We start from the raw sequence: 15,798 nt of genomic DNA, 5'->3' as shown, positions 1-15,798 counted from the left end.
GACACGGCCTCTCCTAACGAAAATGGCCTGCGCGGCTACTGTTTGATCCAGATCCGGTACTCACCGTGACCTGAGGAGTTTTTGAAGGGCACGTTGCCCAGCAGCCGGTAGTGCGAACTGTGCTTCATCTGACCAGCGATGTACTCGTCCATCGCCGGGGTGGTCACCATGTCCAAGACCACCAAGTCGAAGTAGCCGTCCTTGATGGCCTGGCGGTAGCCGTCCCGACCGGTGTGAGTCGCGCCCTTCGTGTCCTGGTAGGAGATGAAGAAGGTCGACGTCCACTGACGCTGATTGGTGCGGTCCCTGAGGTAGTAGACGGGGACTTCGTAAGTCTCTGCGAGGTAGCGGCCCTTGCTGTTCACATGGGGCTTGATCGTCGCCACGAGCTGGCTCGAGTCCGCCCAGACCCCGAAGCGCCAGGTCGACTGGCTCAGCCCCAGGCACAGCATCACGACCCAGACCAGGATGCCGAACTGCGGATAGCGGAAGTGGGCTCCCACCATCCGGCTCACACCTATGCCTGCCATCGGCGCCGCGAACAGCAGACCGAAGCCGATGTGCTTGAACAGCGACACCGAGGTGTGCAGGTGGATCTGGTACGCCGGCGCCAGCAGGGCCGTTCCGCACAAGGTCAGGGCCAGCAGAGTTCGCCAGCGCCAGCCGGGGCTGCTCATCCGCAAGGACACGGGGGACTCGTTCATGCGACTCCGCCGGATGTACGAGACCAGACCACCGCAGGCGGTGAGGAACATCAGCCCGCCCCAGTCCCAGGACTTCTCGATGAGCGACCATGTGCTGTCGGTACCGTGCTCACGATTGGTGGTCGTCTGCTGGACACCTGACAAGACGTCCGTGTACTTCGCGCCGAGCACGATCAGCACAATCATCACGAGGCCGAGCAGCACACCCCGCAGCATCGAACGCCACTTCCGGTGCGGCCAGGAGGTCAGCACCGCGAGGACGACGATCGTGGGCAGATACAGGGCCGAGGCGTACTTCACCGCGACGGCCAGCACGCCGATCGGAGCCGCGAGCATCACGGCCGCGATCGGGGCGCGGTCGGTGCGTATGACGATCCAGGTCGTCAGGGCCAGGAGGAACAGCGCAGCGGCGTCGTACGTGGCGAAGTTCCCGAGGACGATCGCCGACTGCGTGACCGCGAACAGGCCGGCCGCCACCAGCGCCACTCGCTCGTTGAACATCCGCCGGGTGAAGGCGTACAGCAGGCTCGTGGTACCCAGCATGAACGCCAGACTGAGCAGCCGGGCACCAGTCAGGCCGAAGCTGCCGTCAACGGCGGCCGCCAGCACCGGGTAGAGCATCGGCGAGCCCGAAAAATATGTGTTGTAGTTGACCGGCGTGGGAGTGCCGTGCAGGAGGTGACCGATCTCCATGTGGCCGGCGTACAGGTAGAGCGCCTCGTCCTGGAAGGCGGTGTTACCCAGACGCAGCGACAGGAGGGCTTGGATGACCAGGATCGCCAGGAGGATGGCCCGGCTGACCCAACTCCGGCGCGCGCTGGGCGCCATGTCCCAGCCAGCCTCCGGCGACTCGGGCACCTCGTAGCCGGGTCCCGTGTCCACATCCGGGTAGGCGTGGACGAGGCCGTGCCCGCCGGGCGTCACGGCCGGGTGGGGCGCGTATCCGACGTACGTTTCCTGGGCGCCGCCCACTCCGTGGGCGTTGTCGGCCGTGCCTGCCGGGAGGGCCGCGTAGGGCTCCTCCTCCGAGACGTAGGTCGCGTCATTGGGAGGCTGCTCGAACCACCCCTGGCGCGGGACGCGGGGCGAGTCGTAGGTGTCAGGTTCCATCACGGTTTCCGGACGTCGAAGCCGAAGAGATCGTCGGACGCGAGGCGCTTGAACTCGGCCAGGGCCAGAGGGCTCACCTTCAGCCGCCAGTCGGCGCGCTTGTGGTAGTCGAACCACACAAAACCGAGCAGGTCATCGTCGGACGTCACGCCCTGGAAGAGATTGCGGACGTCCGCCCGCCGGCGCTCGCCGGGCTCGGCCGCGGTTTCGAGGATGATGAAGGGCTTCTTGCTGAAGGTGCGCACCTGGCGCATGGTCGGGCCGAAGACGCTGTCGAAGGCGTTGTCGGAACCGATGGTGAAGTAGCCGATCATTCCGACCCAGTCGACGTAGGCGTCGCCCGGGTAGTACGGCTCCAGCTTGACCTGCGGCACCGGGTTGACGATGTTGGGCGACCACGCCCAGATCACGTTGGCGGCCCCGACATCGCCGAAGACGTCGTGCATGTGCCGCCAGGCACCGACGAACTCCTTCGGGGTGACGTGCTTGGTACCCCAGTTCTCCCAGTTGCCGTTGAACTCGTCGGCGAAGTCGATGACGACGGGCAGGTTGAGCTGACGCACCGCCGTCGCGTATGTCCTCAGATAGGCGTCCTGCTTGCCGGCGGCAATGTCGGCGAGGGAGACATGGAAGGGTTCCCAGGACATGAGCGTCAAGGCACCCGACTTCCACGCCCTACGCACGCCGGAAGCGTCGAAGCCCGCGCCCCACTCCGCGTAGTAGGCGACCAGGTTGGGCTGCTTGCCGACCATCCCGGCGTACTGGTCGACCGGGGCCATCGTGTGTGGGGCCTTGTCCTCGGCGACACCGAAGTACTTCTTGTCGGGGTGGAGCAGTGGGCTCACGTCGAAGGGGATGGCAGGCTGGGCGCTCTCACTACTGGAACCGCCGCCCTTCCCCTGGTCCGCCGACGCAGACCCGGAGTCGCCCGGGCCGCAGGCAGCCGTGGCGGCCAGCAGACCGGCCGCGACCAGACCGGCTGCCGCCTTGACGATGTGCTTGGCGTACCTCATGCCGCGCTCTCCGCCCGCGGCTGCACCAGGACCCGACCCACAACGACGGCGTAGAAGAGCCCGGAGGACAACACCAGCGCGAAGTTCAGGGGGTCCATGGACAGCATTCGCCACGCCGCGACGCCCACCCAGACCAGGGCGGTTCCACCGCTCCAGGCCCACATGCCGATCCAGAAGCGGCGGGTCTTGTTCTTCTTGGCCCCCGAGGAGCCGGTGGGCTGCCAGCCCATACGGTTCTTGCGCAGGATGTCCCAGATGGCGAAGACGTGCGCCCAGCCGTACATCATGCGGGCTGCCCAGGCTTCCAGCCGGTACGGCGCGCGGTGCCAGAGCGGGAAGATGACCGTCGTGTAGACGATGCTCGGCACGACCAGCAGCAGGTTCTCCACACGCAGCTTGTCCGGCATGGCCAGCAACAGCACGATCGGAATGACCGGTGCGGCGAAGGTGAAGAGCGCCGTGTGGATGTAGTAGAAGAAGCCGGACATGTAGCACATGCGACTGGAGAACTTGATCTTCGAGTCCCAGAACTTGCGACTGCCCAGCAGGCTCATCGATCCGGAGCACCAGCGGTACTGCTGATTGAAGAAGGCACCCGCGTTGTCGGGACACACCCCGGTCGAGACCGGGACGGGCACATAGCGCACGTCCCAGCCGAGATTGCGCAGGTCGAAGCCGGTGTGGACGTCCTCGGAGTGCTCGATCAGGGTGGTCCCACCGTTACTGTCCAGCGCTGTACGCCGGTAGACGGCGCAACTGCCCACACAGATGGCACCGTCACTGCCCTGCCGGGCGACCTGGACGGAGCGGTAGAACAACTCCTGCACCGCGCCGGCACCGCGCTCGATCCAGTTCTGCGAATCGAGAACGCGGAAAAACTGGGGGGACTGAACGATTCCGATTCGCTCGTCGGCCGCCATATACGGAAGGAGTTCTTCCAGAAGATCGGCACGGGGAGTGAAGTCCGCGTCCAGGATGAGGATGAACTCCCCGCCCGACTGCGCGAATCCGAAGTGGAGGTTGCCCGCCTTCTTGAACCATCCACGGTTCGGGCGGGTGCCGTAACGGAACCCGAAGTCCCTTGCCATCGCGGCGAGTTCGGGACTCGCGCCGTCATCGAGAACAAACGGAACGCACACGCCCGGATACCGGTCGGCGAGGGCACGTACATGCGTCCAGGTGTTGTGCAGCACCTCGATGGGTTCACCGCACACCGGAAGGAAGACATCGACGGAGGGGTAGACCTCCGGGCGCCACTCACGGACCAGGCGCTTGTGCGCCTTCATGTCGAAGTCCCTGGTCAGCGCGTTCACACGCAGGGAGATCAGGTAGTACACCACCGTGAAGACCAACAGTGGCATGTAGATCCACATCCACGGCGTGGACTGCGCCAGCTTGAACTGGCTCACCACCAGACAGCAGAAGCTGACCAGCGAGAAGAGTGTCAGAACCCACAGATGTCGCTTGGCATACGAATATTTCTCGCGGTCCGTGGGTGGCTTCGGCAGCAACCCCAGTTGCGGTGCATACTTGCGCGCGGCGCGACGGTGCCCGACGGCAGGTCGCTGCCCCGGGCCCACGTACGCAGGCTGAAGAGAACTCATTACCACTCCCCGGGCCTCACGGCCCTACCCCCACCCTTTACTCGGCCCCCACAGGTCGAACACGCAGCCGAGCAACGGAAGCATATATGCAAATCCCTTGAACCCAACAAGATCAAGTTGGGTACCTGTCCGATATGTGCAGGTTGCAGGTATCTCTGGCTGAGGCGACGGGTTGCGGGTAGATCGCGGCCGGGACGCGTGCTTATCCTGAGCGTCGAACAATGGGGAGAGAATGGGGGGCGCGGGCCTTCGAGGCCACGCTGTCAGGCATGTCTGCGCACGTATCCAACACCGTCGAACCCGTGGTCAAGGCCGTAATTCCGGCCGCGGGCCTCGGGACTCGTTTCCTTCCCGCGACGAAGGCAACGCCCAAAGAAATGCTGCCGCTGGTCGACAAGCCCGCGATCCAGTACGTCGTCGAGGAAGCCGCCTCCGCCGGACTCAGCGATGTGCTGCTCATCACAGGCCGCAACAAGCGAGCACTGGAGGACCACTTCGACCGGGCCCATGAGTTGGAGGCGCTGCTCGCCGCCAAGGGCGACCACCAACGGCTCTCACTGGTTCATGAGTCCAGCAGCCTGGCCACCGTGCACTACGCCCGGCAGGGCGACCCGCTGGGGCTGGGACACGCGGTGCTGTGCGCGCAGGCTCACGTTGCCGACAACCCCTTCGCCGTCCTGCTGGGCGACGACCTCATCGACCCGCGAGACCCACTGCTCTCCCGCATGGTGGCAGTCCGTCAGCGCTACGGCGGCAGCGTGATCGCGCTCACCGAGGTCCCCGAGGACCGCATGCACCTGTACGGCTGCGCGGTGACCACCCCGCTCGCGGACGAGGACGATGTCCTGCGCGTCAACAGCCTGGTCGAGAAGCCCGCGCCGGGCACCGCGCCCAGCCGCTACGCCCTTATCGGGCGCTATGTCCTCGACCCCGCGGTCTTCGAAGTTCTGCGCGCCACGCCTCCAGGGCGGGGAGGGGAGATCCAGCTCACCGACGCCCTCCAAGCGCTCGCGGTCGGCGGGGCCGGCGGTCCGGTGCACGGCGTGGTCTTCACGGGTCGCCGCTACGACACCGGCGACCGCTCGGACTACCTGCGTGCCACAGTGCGCCTGGCCTGCGAGCGCGAGGACCTCGGGCCCGATTTCCGCAGGTGGCTGCGGAACTTCGTCGCCACGGAGCTGTGACCCCGGCGCAAAGCGAACGGCCCGGTCCGCGTCCACAGTGAACGCGGACCGGGCCGTCGGCTCTGCGGCCGGCCTCAGCGGTGGTGCGTCGGCGAGACCGTCACCTCGACCCGCTGGAACTCCTTGAGCTCCGAGTAGCCCGTGGTGGCCATCGCCCGGCGCAGGGCGCCGAAGAAGTTCATCGAGCCGTCAGGGGCGTGCGAGGGGCCGAGCAGGATCTGCTCGGTCGTGCCGGCGGTGCCGAGGTTCATCCGCTTGCCGCGGGGCAGTTCCTCGTGCGTGGCCTCCATGCCCCAGTGGAAACCGCGGCCGGGGGCGTCCGTGGCGCGCGCGAGCGGCGAGCCCATCATCACCGAGTCGGCGCCGCAGGCGATCGCCTTCGGCAGGTCGCCGCTGGAGCCGAAGCCGCCGTCGGCGATGACGTGGACGTAGCGGCCGCCGGACTCGTCCATGTAGTCACGGCGGGCCGCCGCGACGTCCGCGACGGCGGTGGCCATGGGCACCTGGATGCCGAGCACGCTGCGCGTGGTGTGGGCGGCGCCGCCGCCGAAGCCGACCAGGACGCCCGCGGCGCCGGTGCGCATCAGGTGGAGCGCGGCGGTGTACGTGGCGCAGCCGCCGACGATCACCGGGACGTCGAGCTCGTAGATGAACTGCTTGAGGTTGAGCGGCTCGTGCGAGCCGGAGACGTGCTCGGCGGAGACCGTCGTGCCGCGGATCACGAAGATGTCGACGCCGGCGTCGACGACGGCCTTGGAGAACTGCGCGGTGCGCTGCGGGGAGAGCGCGGCGGCGGTGACCACGCCCGCGTCGCGGACCTCCTTGATGCGCTGCCCGATCAGCTCCTCCTTGATCGGCGCCGCGTACAGCTCCTGCATGCGCCGGGTCACGGAGGCGTCGTCCAGCTCGGCGATCTCCGCGAGCAGCGGCTCCGGGTCCTCGTACCGGGTCCACAGGCCCTCGAGGTTGAGCACCCCGAGGCCGCCGAGGTTGCCGATGCGGATGGCGGTCTCCGGGGAGACCACGGAGTCCATCGGCGCCGCCAGGAACGGCAGCTCGAAGCGGTAGGCGTCGATCTGCCACGCGATCGAGACCTCCTTCGGGTCCCGCGTACGGCGGCTCGGGACGACGGCGATGTCGTCGAATGCGTACGCCCTGCGGCCGCGCTTGCCCCGCCCGATCTCGATCTCAGTCACTGTCGCTATGCCTTTCCTCGTGGCCTGCCCGTCCGAGTATCCCAGGGAGGGCAGGCGAAAGCCCGCGACCGTGGGGGCCGCGGGCTGTGCCGTGTGCGCTGCGCCGTACGCGCTCCGCGCTCCGTGCGCGCTCCGCGCATCGGTACGTGCGGATCAGCGCCCGTGGTAGTTCGGCGCCTCGGTGGTCATCTGGATGTCGTGCGGGTGGCTCTCCTTGAGGCCGGCCGCGGTGATCCGTACGAAGCGGCCCTTCTCCTTCAGCTCGGGGATGGTCGCCGAGCCGACGTAGCCCATGGAGGAGCGCAGGCCGCCGATGAGCTGGTGCGCCACCGCGGCGAGCGGGCCGCGGTAGGGCACCTGGCCCTCGATGCCCTCGGGGACGAGCTTGTCCTCGGAGAGCACGTTGTCCTGGAAGTAGCGGTCCTTGGAGTACGACTTGGCCTGGCCGCGCGACTGCATCGCGCCGAGCGAGCCCATGCCGCGGTAGGACTTGAACTGCTTGCCGTTGATGAACATCAGCTCGCCCGGCGACTCCTCGCAGCCCGCGAGCAGGCTGCCCAGCATCACCGTGTCCGCGCCGGCGGCGATCGCCTTGGCGATGTCGCCGGAGTACTGCAGACCGCCGTCGCCGATCAGCGGGACACCGGCCGGGCCGGCGGCCAGCGAGGCCTCGTAGATCGCGGTGACCTGCGGGGCGCCGACGCCCGCGACCACCCGAGTGGTGCAGATGGAGCCGGGGCCGACACCGACCTTGATGCCGTCGGCACCGGCGTCGATCAGCGCCTGGGCGCCGTCCCGGGTGGCGACGTTGCCGGCCACCACGTCGATCCTGATGTTGGCCTTGACCTTGGCGACCATGTCGAGGATGCCGCGGCTGTGGCCGTGGGCGCTGTCGATCACGAGGAAGTCCGCGCCGGCCTCGACCAGCCGCTGGGCACGCAGGAAGGCCTCGTCGCCGACGCCGACCGCCGCGCCGACCAGCAGCCGGCCCTCGGCGTCCTTGGCGGCGCCCGGGTACTTCTCCGCCTTGACGAAGTCCTTGACGGTGATGAGGCCCTTGAGCCGGCCCTCGTCGTCGACCAGCGGAAGCTTCTCGATCTTGTGCTTGCGCAGCAGCTCCATCGCCTCGATGCCGGAGATCCCGACCTTGCCGGTGACCAGCGGCATCGGGGTCATGACCTCGCGGACCTGGCGGGAGCGGTCGCTCTCGAAGGCCATGTCACGGTTGGTGACGATGCCCAGCAGCTTGCCGGAGCCGTCGGTGACCGGGACGCCGCTGATGCGGAACTTGCCGCAGAGCGCGTCGGCCTCGGCGAGGGTGGCGTCCGGGTGCACGGTGATGGGGTCGCTCACCATGCCGGACTCGGACCGCTTCACCAGGTCGACCTGGTTGACCTGGTCGTCGACCGACAGGTTGCGGTGCAGAACGCCCACGCCGCCCTGGCGGGCCATCGCGATGGCCATGCGGGCCTCGGTGACCTTGTCCATCGCGGCGGACAGCAGCGGGATGTTCACGCTGACGTTCCGGGTGACCCTGGAGCGGGTGTCGACCTGGTTCGGCACGACATCCGAAGGCCCTGGGAGGAGGAGCACGTCGTCGTAGGTCAGTCCGAGCAACCCGAACTTCTCGGCTACTCCGTCGGCGTTCAGCGTCATGACACCTTCCCCATGGTCTTGCCCAGCGAGATGTTCAATGCTAATGGCTCTCGCGGGAAACCTTTTCCGGCCTTGACGGGGGCCCGCGGGCCCTGGGCCCCGCCAGGGACCGGAGCGATGGGCTAGGCGCTCAGCCCACGGGCGCCCGGAGCTTCCTCCGCGAGCGCGCGCAGCCGGGACAGCGCCCGGTGCTGCGCCACCCGGACGGCCCCCGGCGACATCCCGAGCACCTGTCCGGTCTCCTCGGCGGTGAGCCCGACGGCGACCCGCAGCAGAACCAGCTCCCGCTGGTGCTCCGGCAGATTCGCCAGCAGACCCTTCGCCCATTCGGCGTCGCTGCTCAGCAGCGCCCGTTCCTCCGGCCCGAGCGAGTCGTCCGGCTGCTCGGGCATCTCGTCTGAGGGAACCGCCGTCGAACCGGGGCCGCGCATGGCCGCCCGCTGCAGATCGGCGACCTTGTGGGCGGCGATCCCGAACACGAAGGCCTCGAAGGGCCGCCCCTGGTCGCGATAGCGCGGCAGCGCGCACAGCACCGCGAGGCACACCTCTTGGGCGAGGTCGTCCACGAAGTGGCGCGCGTCACCGGGCAGTCGCGACAGCCGGGTGCGGCAATAGCGTTCGGCAAGCGGGTGCACATGGGCGAGGAGGTCGTGCGTCGCCTGCTCGTCACCCTCGACGGCTCGACGTACGAGAGCCCCTATGGCTGTCTCTGTGCCGGTGGCCTCGTCGCGCATCCATCCATAGTGCCTCGCCGAAGCGCGCTCTGTGGCCTCGGCGGGGTGGTTGTGCTCCGAAGCGTTATGCGATGCGCCTTGTGACGCGTTTCGAGGGACCGCACCGGCCGTAGTCATGTCATGCACCCGCCGCCCCGCCCGCCCGTGTCCCCGAGAGTCCATGCCTCCAGCATGCGCCCTCGGAACGGAAACCGGTACGAGCGGGGCAGCCGCACAGCCGCCCCACAGCCCATCGGCCCCTCGCCGCTCAACTCGACGGCCTAGCGCACCAGGCCCCAGCGGAAGCCGAGCGCCACCGCGTGGGCCCGGTCCGAGGCGCCGAGTTTCTTGAAAAGACGTCGCGCGTGCGTCTTGACGGTGTCCTCGGAGAGGAACAACTCCCTCCCGATCTCGGCGTTGGAGCGGCCGTGGCTCATCCCCTCCAGCACCTGGATCTCGCGGGCGGTGAGCGTCGGCGCGGCGCCCATCTCGGCGGAGCGCAGCCGGCGCGGCGCGAGCCGCCAGGTCGGGTCGGCGAGCGCCTGGGTGACCGTGGCCCGCAGTTCGGCGCGCGAGGCGTCCTTGTGCAGATATCCACGGGCACCGGCGGCGACGGCGAGCGCCACCCCGTCCAGGTCCTCGGCGACCGTGAGCATGATGATGCGGGCCCCCGGATCGGCGGACAGCAGCCGCCGTACGGTCTCGACACCGCCGAGACCGGGCATCCGGACGTCCATGAGGATGAGGTCCGAGCGGTCGGCGCCCCAGCGGCGGAGGACTTCCTCGCCGTTGGCCGCGGTCGTTACGCGCTCGACACCGGGCACGGTCGCCACCGCGCGGCGGAGCGCCTCTCGGGCAAGCGGGGAGTCGTCGCAGACGAGAACGGAAGTCATGACCGTCCTCCGCAGCTGATCCGCGTCACGTTGAGCCTCCAGGCTGTACGAATCGTCACTGGTGGGGCTGACGGTCTCGGGCGCCTGCCCGATTACTTCGGCCGCCAACCACTTCCGCACCTTCAACGACCCTCACTCGAAAGAGTTACGGAGTTTGCGGACGCTCTCCCGCACACTCCGTGCCCGGTTCGCCACGCACCAGCAACACCGCAGGTCGTGGCGGTGTGCCCGATCGCAAAAGGAAGCACTTCGGGCGCCCGGTTGCAGGACACCGAACCGCCGACCGGGGGTCAATGTCAGATTTTGCCTGTTTGGCGGCTTTTTACCCGCATGGCGGGAGTTCGTTGGCGATTTTGTGATGAATCATATTTACATCTACTTGGACAGTAGATGTACCGTCGACATCACCTCCCGCAGAGCGCCTGGAGCGTCGCCTGGGAGGCAGTCCCGTGCAGCCCACCTCTCGAGGAGATGAGCAATGGCAGACTTCTCCCGCCTCCCGGGCCCCAACGCAGACCTCTGGGACTGGCAACTGATCGCCGCCTGTCGTGGTGTGGACAGTTCGCTGTTCTTCCATCCCGAGGGAGAGCGCGGTGCGGCGCGGAGCGCGCGTGAAGCGGCCGCCAAGGAGGTGTGCATGCGCTGTCCCGTGCGCGCCGAGTGTGCGACCCACGCCCTGACGGTCCGCGAGCCCTACGGGGTCTGGGGCGGGCTCACCGAGGACGAGCGCGAGGAGATGATGGGCCGGTCCCGCAACCGGGTCATGAGCTCGCACGCCGCCGGCGGACACTGAACGCCGGCGCCTCACCCACTGAGGAAACGTTTCCCTCTCCCCGTACGCCGGGGAACCGATCCGGGCGCCCGTGCGGCGCCCTCACCCTGCGGGCCGCCAGGCCCGCCGCGAAGGCAAGGCACGGCCACCAGAGGCCAGGCACGGCCACGCCGGCCGTGCACCGCGCAGCACCAGCAGCCCCGCACCCCCGCACCCCCCTCCCATGGACTTCGGACAGCGCCGGCCCCAGGCTGAGGAGCCATGGACCTCACCGGGGAATTCACGCTGGATGCCGGGATCACCTATCTGAACACCGCGTCGGCGGGCGTCGGCCCACGCCGGGCCGCCGACGTACTGCGCACCGCCGTGGCGGCCTGGTCCGACGGCAGCGACGACTGGGTGCGCAATGAACTCGTCCTGAACACCACGCGCGCCGCCTACGCCCGGCTGACCGGCGTCGCCGCCGACCGGGTCGCGGTCGGCTCCTCCGTCACCACCCATGTCGGGATGATCGCCGCGGGCCTTCCGGCGGGCGCTGAAGTCGTCCTCGCGGAGGGCGACTTCAGCTCCCTGGTCAACCCCTTCGCCTCCCGCCCCGACCTCACGCTGCGCACCGTGCCGCTGGAGGGCCTGGCCGACGCCGTACGTCCCACCACCGCGCTGGCCGCCGTCAGCGCGGTGCAGTCCGCGGACGGACGCGTCGCCGACCTCGCCGCGGTCCGGGAGGCCGCGGACCGGCACGGGGCGCGCATGCTGGTCGACGCGACGCAGGCGGTCGGCTGGCTGCCGCTGGCGACCGGGGCCTTCGACTACGTGGTGTGCGGCGGCTACAAGTGGCTGCTCGCCCCGCGCGGGGTGTCCTTCCTGACCGTGCGGGAGGGCGCCGAGGACGGCCTGTCGCCCTGCTTCGCCGGGTGGTACGCGGCCGAGGACCCCTGGGACGACTGCTACGGGCCGGTGGCCCGGCTCGCCCGCTCCGCCCGGCGCTTCGACGTGCTGCCGCCGTTCCTGCCGTACCTGGCCGGGTCGGCCTCGCTCGGGCTGATCGAGGAGGTGGGCGTCGAGGCGATCGGCGCCCACGACATCGCGCTGGCCGAGCGCTTCCGCGCGGGCCTCAAGGAGCTCGGCCACAAGGCCGTGCCGCCGGGTGCCCACGATTCGGCGATCGTGGCCGTCCCGGGCCTCGGGGACGCGGCGGAGCGGCTGGCCGCGGCCGGTATCCGCGTATCGGTCCGCGCCGGCAACCTGCGGGCGGCGTTCCACCTGTACAACACCGAGGCCGACGTGGACCTGCTGCTGAGCGTGCTCGCGCGCTGAGCCGCCGGAAAACACCTCGCCCCGCGCCGGGCGGCCGCCGTACCGTCGGAGCATGAGAGTGCTCTCGGTCAACGTGGGACGTCCCCGGCCGAACCCCTGGAAGGACACGGGGCTCACGGGCATCGACAAGCACCCCGTGACGGGCCCGGTGGCGGTGACCGCGCCAGGCTCCAAGGGCACCGGCGCGGTGGGCCTGGCCGGCGACCGGGTGTACGACGTGAAACACCACGGCGGCCCCGACCAGGCCGTGTACGCCTATGCCCGCGAGGACCTGGACGGCTGGGAGCGCGAACTCGACCGGGAACTGCGCGACGGCATGTTCGGGGAGAACCTGACGACCCTCGGCGTGGACGTCAACGGAGCGCTGATCGGGGAACGTTGGCGGATCGGCGGGCCCGCGGGCCCGATCCTGGAGGTGTCCTGCCCGCGCGTCCCCTGCGGCACCTTCCAGGGCCGGATGGACGAGGACGGCTGGCTCCGGCGGTTCACCCGTGCCGCGCTGCCCGGCGCCTACCTGCGGGTCGCCGGGCCGGGCGAACTCCGCGCGGGCGACCCGGTGGAGATCGTCCACCGCCCCGACCACGAGGTGACCGTCGCGCTGGTCTTCCGGGCGGTCACCCTGGAACCCGGGCTGCTTCCCGCGCTGCTCGCGGCGGACGCGCTCCCGGAGGAGATCCGCGCGACGGCGCGCAGGCGCACACGGTCCCACTAGCCTGCGGGGCATGACGACTTCACTCATCACGGGAGCCACCGCGGGCCTCGGCGCGGCCTTCGCCCGCAGGCTCGCGAGCGACGGCCACGCCCTCGTGCTCGTCGCGCGCGACGAGCACCGGCTGCAGGAACGTGCCGCCGAACTGCGCCGCACCTACGCGGTGACCGTGGAGGTGCTGCCCGCCGACCTGTCGACGGACAAGGGCATCGAGGCGGTGGAGACGCGGCTGGGCGACCGCGAGCGGCCGGTCGGCGTACTGGTCAACAACGCGGGCTTCGGCAACCGCGGTGCCTTCGGCGACGTGCCGATGGCCGACGAGCTGACCATGCTCAAGGTGCACTGCGAGGCCGTGCTGCGGCTGACCGGCGCGGCGGCCGCGGCCATGAAGCAGCGCCGGCGCGGCTTCATCGTCAATGTGGCCTCGGTGGCGGCGTTCGTGCCGCGCGGCACGTACGGCGCGAGCAAGGCGTGGGTGGTCAGCTTCACCCGGGGCGCGGCCCGCGAACTGTCCGGCAGCGGGGTGCGGCTGATGGCGCTGTGCCCGGGCTTCGTCCGCACCGAGTTCCACGAGCGGGCGGGCATGGACACCGGCAGCATCCCCGGCTGGGCGTGGCTGGACGCCGACAAGGTGGTCGCCGCCGCCATCCGCGACCTGGCCCGGGGCCGCACGCTCAGCGTGCCCGACCCGCGCTACAAGGCCGCGGCGCTCGCCGCCAAGCTCGCCCCGAGCGGGGCCTTCGGCGCGGTCTCCACGACGGCCGGGCGCCGCTTCGGCCCCGTCTACCCCCGGGACTGACAGGACAAGCCGAAGGCCCCCGTTCCCAGTGCGGGAACGGGGGCCTTCGGACGCACTCAGTGGGAGTGACCGTGGCCGTGACCGGCCTCGGCGGGCTCCTCCTCCTTCTTCTCCACCACGAGGGTCTCGGTGGTGAGAAGCAGGGAGGCGATGGAGGCGGCGTTCTCCAGGGCGGAGCGGGTGACCTTGACCGGGTCGATGACGCCGGCCTTCACCAGGTCGCCGTACTCGCCGGTCGCGGCGTTGAAGCCGTGGCCCTTCTCCAGCTCGGCGACCTTGGAGGTGATGACGTAGCCCTCCAGGCCGGCGTTCTCGGCGATCCAGCGCAGCGGCTCGACCGCGGCGCGGCGCACGACGGCGACACCGGTGGCCTCGTCGCCGGTCTTGCCGAGGCCGTCCTCCAGCACCTTGACGGCGTGGACGAGCGCGGAGCCACCACCGGAGACGATGCCCTCCTCGACCGCGGCGCGGGTCGCGGAGATGGCGTCCTCCAGACGGTGCTTCTTCTCCTTGAGCTCGACCTCGGTGGCCGCGCCGACACGGATGACGCACACGCCGCCGGCCAGCTTGGCGAGGCGCTCCTGGAGCTTCTCGCGGTCCCAGTCGGAGTCGGTCGTGGTGATCTCGGCCTTGATCTGGCCGATGCGGCCCTCGATCGCGGAGGAGTCGCCGGCACCGTCGACGACGGTGGTCTCGTCCTTGGTGACCGTCACGCGGCGGGCGTTGCCGAGCACGTCCAGGCCGACCTGGTCGAGCTTGAGGCCGACCTCCTCGGCCACCACGGTGGCACCGGTGAGGGTGGCGAGGTCCTCCAGCATGGCCTTGCGGCGGTCGCCGAAGCCGGGGGCCTTGACCGCGACCGCGTTGAAGGTACCGCGGATCTTGTTGACCACCAGGGTGGAGAGGGCCTCGCCCTCGACGTCCTCGGCGATGATCAGCAGCGGCTTGGAGGCGCCGGCCTGCAGCACCTTCTCCAGCAGCGGGAGCAGGTCCTGGATGGAGGAGATCTTGCCCTGGGTGATGAGGATGTACGGGTCCTCCAGGACGGCCTCCTGGCGCTCCGCGTCCGTCACGAAGTACGGCGACAGGTAGCCCTTGTCGAAGGCCATGCCCTCGGTGAAGTCCAGCTCCAGACCGAAGGTGTTGGACTCCTCGACGGTGATGACACCGTCCTTGCCGACCTTGTCGATCGCCTCGGCGATCAGCTCGCCGACCTGCTTGTCCTGGGCGGACAGGGCGGCGACGGCGGCGACGTCGTCCTTGCCCTCGATCGGGCGGGCCGAGGCGAGCAGCTCGTCCGAGACGGCCTTGACGGCGGCGTCGATGCCCTTCTTCAGGGCGGCCGGGGAGGCGCCGGCGGCGACGTTGCGCAGGCCCTCGCGCACGAGCGCCTGGGCGAGCACGGTGGCGGTGGTGGTGCCGTCACCCGCGATGTCGTTGGTCTTGGTCGCCACCTCCTTCACCAGCTGCGCACCGAGGTTCTCGTACGCGTCCTCGAGCTCGACCTCGCGGGCGATGGTCACGCCGTCGTTGGTGATGGTCGGAGCGCCGAACTTCTTGTCGATGACGACGTTGCGGCCCTTGGGGCCGATCGTCACCTTCACGGTGTCGGCGAGCTTGTTGACTCCACGCTCAAGGGCGCGACGGGCGTCCTCGTTGAACTTCAGGATCTTGGCCATACCGGCGGAATTCCTCGTCTTTGGGTTCTCGTCAAAGACCGCGCCCCGGGTCCCCGGTCCGTGCGAGGACTCGGTGTGCCCGGGGCGTGGTCACGGCATTTCTCGGTTACGAGCGGCGCCGGATTTACTTCTCGACGATCGCGAGGACGTCGCGAGCCGAGAGGACGAGGTACTCCTCGCCGCTGTACTTGACCTCGGTGCCGCCGTACTTGCTGTACAGCACGATGTCGCCGACCTTGACGTCGAGCGGGATGCGGTTGCCGTCCTCGAAGCGACCCGGACCGACGGCCAGGACGACGCCCTCCTGGGGCTTCTCCTTGGCGGTGTCCGGGATGACCAGGCCGGAGGCGGTGGTCTGCTCGGCATCCAGCGGCTGGACCACGATGCGGTCCTCGAGCGGCTTGATGGCAACCTTGGTGCTGGCGGTCGTCACGATCCGACCTCCCCCT

Annotated in this window: 14 protein-coding genes; 5 read left to right on the top strand and 9 right to left on the bottom strand. The window is 69.3% G+C overall.

What is annotated here, in order from left to right:
• Positions 1-35: 35 nt before the first annotated feature.
• From ACFWVC_RS26715 to ACFWVC_RS26705, 3 genes are read right to left on the bottom strand one after another with little or no spacing between them, the layout of a single operon-like run.
• Positions 36-1,814 (bottom strand): ArnT family glycosyltransferase, encoded by a 1,779-nt coding sequence (locus tag ACFWVC_RS26715; protein ID WP_384291324.1) that lies wholly within the window; start codon positions 1,812-1,814, stop codon positions 36-38.
• Entirely contained in the window at positions 1,814-2,827 is a 1,014-nt protein-coding gene (locus tag ACFWVC_RS26710; protein WP_384291318.1) for a glycoside hydrolase family 26 protein, read from the bottom strand. Before ACFWVC_RS26710 ends, ACFWVC_RS26715 begins: the two co-directional genes overlap by 1 nt.
• On the bottom strand, positions 2,824-4,239 hold the full coding sequence (locus tag ACFWVC_RS26705) for a glycosyltransferase family 2 protein (RefSeq protein WP_384291451.1): 1,416 nt from the start codon (positions 4,237-4,239) through the stop codon (positions 2,824-2,826). Before ACFWVC_RS26705 ends, ACFWVC_RS26710 begins: the two co-directional genes overlap by 4 nt.
• A 461-nt stretch (positions 4,240-4,700) precedes the next feature.
• On the opposite strand from ACFWVC_RS26705, the gene ACFWVC_RS26700 reads away from it, so the two are divergent.
• Positions 4,701-5,615: a UTP--glucose-1-phosphate uridylyltransferase gene (locus tag ACFWVC_RS26700; protein WP_384291313.1), complete on the top strand. Its 915-nt coding sequence runs from the start codon at positions 4,701-4,703 to the stop codon at positions 5,613-5,615.
• Positions 5,616-5,689: 74 nt separating this feature from the next.
• Here the strand turns inward: ACFWVC_RS26700 and ACFWVC_RS26695 are convergent, their stop codons facing one another.
• The 4 genes from ACFWVC_RS26695 to ACFWVC_RS26680 form a co-directional block, all read right to left on the bottom strand.
• A complete protein-coding gene (locus ACFWVC_RS26695) occupies positions 5,690-6,811 on the bottom strand; it encodes a GuaB3 family IMP dehydrogenase-related protein (RefSeq protein ID WP_360902374.1) in 1,122 nt (373 codons plus the stop codon).
• 153 nt (positions 6,812-6,964) lie between these two features.
• On the bottom strand, positions 6,965-8,467 hold the full coding sequence (gene guaB / locus ACFWVC_RS26690; protein WP_384291303.1) for an IMP dehydrogenase: 1,503 nt from the start codon (positions 8,465-8,467) through the stop codon (positions 6,965-6,967).
• A 122-nt stretch (positions 8,468-8,589) separates the two neighbouring features.
• Entirely contained in the window at positions 8,590-9,201 is a 612-nt protein-coding gene (locus ACFWVC_RS26685) for a sigma-70 family RNA polymerase sigma factor (RefSeq protein WP_384291298.1), read from the bottom strand.
• A gap of 260 nt (positions 9,202-9,461) precedes the next feature.
• Positions 9,462-10,073 carry a response regulator transcription factor gene (locus ACFWVC_RS26680; RefSeq protein ID WP_003948568.1) on the bottom strand — a complete coding sequence of 204 codons (612 nt, stop codon included), beginning with the start codon at positions 10,071-10,073 and terminating at the stop codon, positions 9,462-9,464.
• A 478-nt stretch (positions 10,074-10,551) separates the two neighbouring features.
• Here ACFWVC_RS26680 and ACFWVC_RS26675 point away from each other — a divergent pair, with 478 nt between their 5' ends.
• The 4 genes from ACFWVC_RS26675 (at position 10,552) to ACFWVC_RS26660 (ending at position 13,670) form a co-directional block, all read left to right on the top strand.
• On the top strand, positions 10,552-10,866 hold the full coding sequence (locus ACFWVC_RS26675) for a WhiB family transcriptional regulator (protein WP_360902383.1): 315 nt from the start codon (positions 10,552-10,554) through the stop codon (positions 10,864-10,866).
• Positions 10,867-11,106: 240 nt separating this feature from the next.
• Positions 11,107-12,162: an aminotransferase class V-fold PLP-dependent enzyme gene (locus ACFWVC_RS26670; protein WP_384291289.1), complete on the top strand. Its 1,056-nt coding sequence runs from the start codon at positions 11,107-11,109 to the stop codon at positions 12,160-12,162.
• 52 nt (positions 12,163-12,214) lie between these two features.
• On the top strand, positions 12,215-12,874 hold the full coding sequence (locus ACFWVC_RS26665) for an MOSC domain-containing protein (protein ID WP_384291283.1): 660 nt from the start codon (positions 12,215-12,217) through the stop codon (positions 12,872-12,874).
• Positions 12,875-12,884: 10 nt separating this feature from the next.
• Positions 12,885-13,670 (top strand): SDR family NAD(P)-dependent oxidoreductase, encoded by a 786-nt coding sequence (locus ACFWVC_RS26660; RefSeq protein WP_384291278.1) that lies wholly within the window; start codon positions 12,885-12,887, stop codon positions 13,668-13,670.
• Between the two features lie 56 nt (positions 13,671-13,726).
• On the opposite strand, the gene groL is transcribed toward ACFWVC_RS26660, so the two are convergent.
• Both groL and groES read right to left on the bottom strand, forming a co-directional pair.
• On the bottom strand, positions 13,727-15,349 hold the full coding sequence (groL, locus tag ACFWVC_RS26655) for a chaperonin GroEL (RefSeq protein ID WP_384291272.1): 1,623 nt from the start codon (positions 15,347-15,349) through the stop codon (positions 13,727-13,729).
• A gap of 124 nt (positions 15,350-15,473) precedes the next feature.
• Entirely contained in the window at positions 15,474-15,782 is a 309-nt protein-coding gene (gene groES, locus ACFWVC_RS26650) for a co-chaperone GroES (RefSeq protein WP_018562788.1), read from the bottom strand.
• Positions 15,783-15,798: the final 16 nt, after the last annotated feature.

The sequence above is a fragment of the Streptomyces sp. NPDC058691 genome, from assembly GCF_042714775.1.
In the GTDB taxonomy this organism is placed as follows: Bacteria; Actinomycetota; Actinomycetes; order Streptomycetales; family Streptomycetaceae; genus Actinacidiphila.
This window is presented reverse-complemented; position numbering and strand designations above follow the sequence as displayed.

Bases quoted from the DNA above. Each gene is read 5' to 3' on its own strand.
- groL (WP_384291272.1), bottom strand. From the start codon at position 15,349: ATGGCCAAGATCCTGAAGTTCAACGAGGACGCCCGTCGCGCCCTTGAG.
- ACFWVC_RS26670 (WP_384291289.1), top strand. From the start codon at position 11,107: ATGGACCTCACCGGGGAATTCACGCTGGATGCCGGGATCACCTATCTG.
- ACFWVC_RS26675 (WP_360902383.1), top strand. From the start codon at position 10,552: ATGGCAGACTTCTCCCGCCTCCCGGGCCCCAACGCAGACCTCTGGGAC.
- ACFWVC_RS26665 (WP_384291283.1), top strand. From the start codon at position 12,215: ATGAGAGTGCTCTCGGTCAACGTGGGACGTCCCCGGCCGAACCCCTGG.
- ACFWVC_RS26660 (WP_384291278.1), top strand. From the start codon at position 12,885: ATGACGACTTCACTCATCACGGGAGCCACCGCGGGCCTCGGCGCGGCC.
- ACFWVC_RS26715 (WP_384291324.1), bottom strand. From the start codon at position 1,814: ATGGAACCTGACACCTACGACTCGCCCCGCGTCCCGCGCCAGGGGTGG.
- ACFWVC_RS26710 (WP_384291318.1), bottom strand. From the start codon at position 2,827: ATGAGGTACGCCAAGCACATCGTCAAGGCGGCAGCCGGTCTGGTCGCG.
- ACFWVC_RS26680 (WP_003948568.1), bottom strand. From the start codon at position 10,073: ATGACTTCCGTTCTCGTCTGCGACGACTCCCCGCTTGCCCGAGAGGCG.
- guaB (WP_384291303.1), bottom strand. From the start codon at position 8,467: ATGACGCTGAACGCCGACGGAGTAGCCGAGAAGTTCGGGTTGCTCGGA.
- ACFWVC_RS26685 (WP_384291298.1), bottom strand. From the start codon at position 9,201: ATGCGCGACGAGGCCACCGGCACAGAGACAGCCATAGGGGCTCTCGTA.
- ACFWVC_RS26700 (WP_384291313.1), top strand. From the start codon at position 4,701: ATGTCTGCGCACGTATCCAACACCGTCGAACCCGTGGTCAAGGCCGTA.